The sequence below is a fragment of the Rhodococcus marinonascens NBRC 14363 genome (genome assembly GCF_001894885.1).
GTDB lineage: Bacteria > Actinomycetota > Actinomycetes > Mycobacteriales > Mycobacteriaceae > Rhodococcus_F > Rhodococcus_F marinonascens.
Genome location: NZ_BCXB01000071.1, coordinates 1 through 5,905 on the forward strand (window position 1 = coordinate 1; position 5,905 = coordinate 5,905).

The 5,905-nt window shown below is 62.8% G+C and carries 6 protein-coding genes and 3 pseudogenes; 5 read left to right on the forward strand and 4 right to left on the reverse strand.

The window, feature by feature from the left end; translation table 11 throughout:
* Positions 1-505, forward strand: a pseudogene (locus RM2_RS22340) (hypothetical protein); the annotation flags it as partial.
* Positions 506-877: 372 nt separating this feature from the next.
* Positions 878-1,924: a beta-propeller fold lactonase family protein gene (locus RM2_RS22345; protein WP_245814101.1), complete on the forward strand. Its 1,047-nt coding sequence runs from the start codon at positions 878-880 to the stop codon at positions 1,922-1,924.
* Between the two features lie 30 nt (positions 1,925-1,954).
* On the opposite strand, the gene RM2_RS24750 is transcribed toward RM2_RS22345, so the two are convergent.
* The gene (locus tag RM2_RS24750; protein WP_169846807.1) at positions 1,955-2,128 is read right to left on the reverse strand and encodes a hypothetical protein; all 174 of its coding nucleotides are present in this window, start codon (positions 2,126-2,128) and stop codon (positions 1,955-1,957) included.
* Positions 2,129-2,668: 540 nt separating this feature from the next.
* Here RM2_RS24750 and RM2_RS22350 point away from each other — a divergent pair.
* On the forward strand, positions 2,669-3,340 hold the full coding sequence (locus RM2_RS22350; protein ID WP_072691678.1) for an IS30 family transposase: 672 nt from the start codon (positions 2,669-2,671) through the stop codon (positions 3,338-3,340).
* Positions 3,341-3,379: 39 nt separating this feature from the next.
* A complete protein-coding gene (locus RM2_RS22355; protein WP_072691682.1) occupies positions 3,380-3,727 on the forward strand; it encodes a DUF3024 domain-containing protein in 348 nt (115 codons plus the stop codon).
* A 61-nt stretch (positions 3,728-3,788) separates the two neighbouring features.
* Here RM2_RS22355 and RM2_RS25475 read toward each other — a convergent pair.
* Positions 3,789-4,031: pseudogene (locus RM2_RS25475) on the reverse strand (hypothetical protein); the annotation flags it as partial.
* A gap of 35 nt (positions 4,032-4,066) precedes the next feature.
* Positions 4,067-4,492 (reverse strand): annotated as a pseudogene (locus tag RM2_RS22365) (integrase core domain-containing protein); the annotation flags it as partial.
* 7 nt (positions 4,493-4,499) lie between these two features.
* Here RM2_RS22365 and RM2_RS22370 point away from each other — a divergent pair.
* Positions 4,500-4,784, forward strand: coding sequence for a YncE family protein (locus RM2_RS22370; protein ID WP_072691679.1), 285 nt, complete (start codon positions 4,500-4,502; stop codon positions 4,782-4,784).
* A 375-nt stretch (positions 4,785-5,159) separates the two neighbouring features.
* On the opposite strand, the gene RM2_RS22375 is transcribed toward RM2_RS22370, so the two are convergent.
* Positions 5,160-5,741: a recombinase family protein gene (locus RM2_RS22375; RefSeq protein WP_072691680.1), complete on the reverse strand. Its 582-nt coding sequence runs from the start codon at positions 5,739-5,741 to the stop codon at positions 5,160-5,162.
* Positions 5,742-5,905 lie beyond the last annotated feature (164 nt).

Consider the following 5,905-nt stretch of genomic DNA (forward strand, 5'->3'; position numbering starts at 1 on the left):
GGCACCCTGTCTGCCCAGACCACACTGCTCAGCAGTAGAAAAGGCGGTGATCGAGTTGACCGACGCGATCCACGACGCCCGCAGTTGGGTGAGCGAGCAACTCCGTTTCCCTCAACGCGCCCCCCGCACCACCGCAGTCTTCGACTGGACCGGCATCAGCGCAGCCACACAATCGGCGGTAGCCGACATCGCCGGCCCACTTCTCGACCCGAACGAAATCACCGCGCAGCCGCACTGGTGGGACACCGTCACCGGACGGTCCCGCCGATACCGGCAACTGACCACCGAACAGCGTGACGAACTCCCCGGAGCCCTGGGTAGTGGGCTGGGAGAAGTTGGGGATGCGAAAGAGCGGGTTAACCGTTGTTCAAGTTTTCCCAATTTTGTTGACATTACCCCCGGTCGCAGGTACAAATTGTGTCCAGTCGAGGTATTCAATAGTTTTTCGGTTTCTTGGGACACTTCAATGGCATCCGAGGAAGGGGACTCGCTGCGACTGTCATGAACAACGAGATATTGTCGAATTTGATCGGTCGCAGTCTCGCTACAGTCCGAACAAACAATTTCACTGAATTCATCTGCGCGCGGCTTCACGCGGCAGCCAAAGCCCGCCGTGCCGCCGAAACTGGCCGACGAAAAGCCCTCTGATTACCTTTGAAACACGTCAAATGCGCACGTTCGCGTCCGATAGCAAGCCCACCGCGTTCGGTTGCATCGAAGTGTTGTCGGGTCAAAGGAAATACCTATCGACACCCGTATACACATTAGTTAGGAGATTGCTCGTGAGTAAGTTGCTGCGCAGATCCCTGATTCTATCTTCGCTAACATTCCTGGGCTTATCGGTTGTACCGAAGTTTTACTATCGGAGGAAATTAGTGTGAACAAGTACAAGCGTTCTCGTGGCTACCGCACGGTCCGAGGGAAGTTCCGAAGTCTTGTCCTCGGCTTGGCAGCCATCGTTGTGGTCGGGGCTTATATATCCGGTACGGGGACCGCGGCAGCCGATACCGTGATAGCGACAGTCCCCGTCGGGGTTTCCCCCAACGCGGTGGCGGCCTCCCCGGACGGACACCGCGTCTACGTCACCAACGTCTTTGACAAGTCGGTGTCGGTGATCGACACCGCCACCAACACCGTGGTCGGCACGGTCGACGTCGGGGTTCCCCCCGAAGCGGTGGCGGCCTCCCCGGACGGACACCGCGTCTACGTCACCAACAACGGTGACGCCACGGTGTCGGTGATCGACACCGCCACCAACACCGTGACCGCGACCATCCCTGTCGGGGACCACCCCCAGGGCGTGGCGGTCACCCCGAACGGGTCTTACGCCTACGTCGCCAACTTTGTCGACGGCGCGGTGTCGGTGATCGACACCGCCACCGACACCGTGACCGCGACCATCCCCCTCGGAGGTGAGCCCGCCGGGGTGGCGATCACCCCGGACGGACACCGCGTCTACGTCACCAACGTCATTGACAATTCGGTGTCGGTGATCGACACCGCCACCAACACCGTGACCGCGACCATCCCTGTCGGGGCCTACCCCGACGCGGTGGCGGCCTCACCGAACGGGTCTTACGCCTATGTCAACAACTACAACGACGGTTCGGTGTCGGTGATCGACACCGCCACCGACACCGTGACCGCGACCATCCCTGTCGGGGACCACCTCGGAGGGGTGGCGATCACCCCGGACGGACACCGCGTCTACGTCACCAACTTTGTTGCCGACGGCGCGGTGTCGGTGATCGACACCGCCACCGACACCGTGACCGCGACCATCCCTGTCGGGGACTACCCCCGGGGTGTGGCGGTCACCCCGAACGGGTCTTACGCCTACGTCGCCAACTCCAACGACGGTACGGTGTCGGTGATCGCCATCGATCAGTGCACCGGATCGTTGTGTTTCGATTCCGGTTCGTGACGGGCAGCGGCTCGGGTGCGGGCAGCGCGTTCAGCTGACATCCGCACCGTAGAAACCGATTGATGCCGCCACCCCGACCGTGAGGGTGGCGGCATCATCCGGGTTGTCGACGGGACTCGTGCGGTGGCCGGGTGAACCGGCGGCCCACGGTGTCGGAGGCCCGTTCTCCACTGCCGGTGCGACGAGAAAGAGGTCGCCACACACCGTTCCTGCCCGTCGAGTGGGGCAGCGTGAGCAACACGATCTAGCGCTACAACCCGTTGCACGGCGTTGCCGTGAATCGGTAGCACTACCGAGGGCGAGACGACCTAGCAGCGGAACGTTCAGGGTCTCTCGTGCGCGGCTCGGGCGGTGCGCCGAGACGATCGCCTGAGGCTGCGCACTTCGCACCGTAGGTACGCAAGGGCGGCGCTCCTTATCTCTATCTCTAGACCCAGTGATTAAGCGCAGGTAGGGGGCATAAACCTACTTGGTCTCAATAGGTCAACGCATCACTACTGGTGAGATGATGCTCGGAAGATCCCCGTCCACGGTCTCCCGCGAGATTGCTCGTCACGGTGGACGCGGCCACTCCCGGGCGATCGACGCCGATGCCGCGGCGTATGTGCGTGCTCGACGCCCCAAACCATCGAAGCTGTGTACTCGACCGATTCTGCGGGAGATCATCACGGCGAAGTTGGGTGAGCAGTGGTCCCCGCAACAGATCTCCTTCTGGCTCCGGCGTGAACACCCGGCCGACCCCAGATGTGGGTCTCGCACGAGACCCTCTACCGTTGCCTCTACATTCCGTCACGCAAAGTGTTCGACAGCACTACCTTTCATGAACTTCGCACCGCTCGGCCGATCCGCCGACCGCGAGGGAAGAAACGCTCCCACGGTCGCGGGCGGATACGCAACATGGTCTCCATCGATCTGCGTGGCCCCGACGCAGACAACCGCACCGAGCCCGGGCATCTGGAAGGCGATCTCGTGTTCGGCACCCGGCCGTCAGCGGTCGCGACGCTGGCGGACCGACAAACCCGCTCCACGCATGTGGTGGCGCTCCCGGACGGGTACCGGGCCGACACGGTGGCGGAGGCGTTGATCGCTTATCTGTCGCGGCTGCCGGCGCATCGTCGTCGGTCGCTGACGTGGGATCGTGGACGGGAAATGGCCGAGCACGAGCGCATCACCGCAGCACTCGACATGCCGGTGTATTTCTGCGCTCCGCATCATCGGTGGCAGCGCGGGACGAACGAAAACACGAATGGGCTCCTTCGTCGGTACCTGCGCAAGAATGCTGACCTGTGCGGTTTCTCCCAGGACGACCTGGACACGATCGCGGCCAGACTCGACGATCGACCTCGTCGTGTGCTCGACTGGAACAGTCCACGTCAGAGAGTGGAACAGGTGCTCGGCACCTACGTCACCGCATAGCGAAGCCGGCCGTCAACTGTAGTTGGCATGATGGTGGTCATGGCTGCCACCGGACTTCCCGAATTGGATGTCGTTCGGGTCGTGAAGTATTGCGCGAGCAGAGTTCCCGAACGGTATCGCCACGAGATCCGAGTCGAATGCGACATTGTGCCACGCCATCTGACGATTTGCGAATGCCGGCCACCATGGCGGGAGGGCCTCGGTCCGCAGTGGACACGATTCCCGATCGCCCGTCTGCACTACACAAAGAAGACCGGGTTGTGGACGTTATATTGGCGGGACCGGAACCTCGCCTTCCACCGCTACCAGTTCTTGGCACCGAGCCCGCACGTTCAGGACTTGCTCGATCACATCGAAAACAGTGGCGACCCGATCTTCTGGGGCTGATCCGCTATCGTCGGTGATGCGTTGACCTATTGGGGGTTCCGGCGATTATTACCGGAACCCCGTCGTATTCGCTGCGGTTGGTGCGGTGTGTTCCCAACAGTAGGTGGGCAGGGTTGGTGCAGCCGGCGAAATCGCATTGGTGGCATAGCACCGCGTCCTCGGTATTCGACCACCCCAACCGTGGGATGACCCCATATTCGAGCTGGTAGGCGAACAAATGCGCGGGCACGGTGCCGCGGCGGGACGGGCAGGGCAGGCTCGCGGCGCGGAAGGATCCGTGCCCGGTGGAGGACACCCCGGCGATCCGGGAGTTGAGGGACAGACGCCCGAGATCCGGTGCTAAGTGTATGAGGCCATGACGTTGGTGACACCGGTGTGGAGTCGGGTCGCTGGTGGCTGGTTCCCGGCGGCAGTGTGGGGTCGATGGTAGTTGTAGTGGATGTTCCACACATGCAGGGCCTCGGAGCGTTGCTGTTCGGAATGCCATTCGCGGGCGTAGAGGAAGTCCTCGGCGAGGATGCGGTTGTACCGTTCCACCTTCCCGTTGTGGCGTGGGGTGTACGGGGCGATTCGCTGATGACGTGCCCCGTGGAGCACTTTGGCGAAGTCCTTCGCCCGGTAACAGGACCCGTTGTCGGTGACGACCCGGTCAATATGGGTGATGCCGTGAGCGGCGAAGAACACCCGGGCACGGTGCATGAAACTGATGGCCGTGGAAGCTTTTTCATCGGACAGGGCTTCGGTATACGCCAGTGGGGCCGGCCCGGTCGGGGTGGCGATCACCCCGAACGGGTCCTTCGCCTACGTCGCCAACAATGGCGCCGGCACGGTGTCGGTGATCGACACCGCCACCAACCTGGTGGTCGGGCCGCCGATCATGGTCGGGGCCGCCCCGTTCGGGGTGGCGGTCACGCCGGACGGGTCCCGCGCCTACGTCACCAACAGTGGCGGCAACACGGTGTCGGTGATCGCCATCGAGAAGTGCACCGGATCGTTGTGCTTCGACTTCGGTTCGGGCACAGGCTCGGGCACAGGCTCGGGCAGCTTTTTCAGCTGACACCCGCACCGTGAAACCGGATGAGGCCGCCGCCTAGGCCGTGAGGGTGGCGGCCTCATCCGGTTCGTTGACAGGGCTTGGGCGGTGGTCCCGTGAACCGGCAGCCCACCAAGTCGTCGTGCACAGGCCGGCCTTTCTGGAGGATGTCCCGGGTTCCGGGGAACTTCGGTGGCGGCCCGGTGACCATCACTCTCACTCTCGTCCACACAGTGAAGTGTCCGGACACCCCGAGGCGATTCACTTCATTTCGACCTGGCGGTAGAAAATCCCTGACTAACCGAGGAGTCAGGAGCCGACCCCCCTTTCCGATAATTTGGAGGGGTGGCGAACGCCTGCCCTACCTCTCTGGGCCTGGTGGGTGTTGGGTGCAGGCGATTACTCGGAGACTTCTGCACTGTCAGCGTTTGCGGCCGCGAGCAGCCGGTACACGGTGGCGCGGGACATGCCTGTGAGCTTTCCGATCTCGACGGCACTCATGCCCCGGTCGCGGTATTCGCGGGCCTGGTCGATGTCCTCGGTGTTGAACGTGGGGCGCCGGCCACCCTTGCGGCCGTTCGCTGCGGCCGCGGCCAAGCCTGCCTTGGTGCGTTCGATCATCGTGTCGCGTTCGAGTTGCGCGAACGCCGACATGACGGTGAGCATTGCCCTGCCCATCGGGCCTTCGGTCGTCAGGCCTTCGGTGATGCTGTGGAATCCGATGCCGCGGGAGTGCAGGTCGTCGACCAGCTGCAGCAGGTGGACGGTGTTGCGGCCCAAGCGGTCGAGTTTCCACACGGTGAGCACGTCGCCGGGGCGCAGGTAGTCGAGTGCGGCATCGAGCTGCGGGCGTGACGTCTTGGCACCGGACACACCGTGGTCGGTGAACACCTTCTCGGCGGCCGCGGCCGTGAGTGCGTCGAGTTGTAGTTGCGGGTTCTGGTCGGTGGTGCTTACTCGCGCGTATCCGATGACTGTCACTGCGCTCCTGTCTCGCAATCCCGTGTCTGTTCGGTTCTGAGACTAGATGGTTTGCAAGACGGTTTGCAAGACGATTTGTCGGGGTGCCGCCGCAGGAACTCGGGGATCTCAGTGTGAACAGTCTCGAGTCCTGACAAACGAACGTTTCCAAGACCCATTACTGG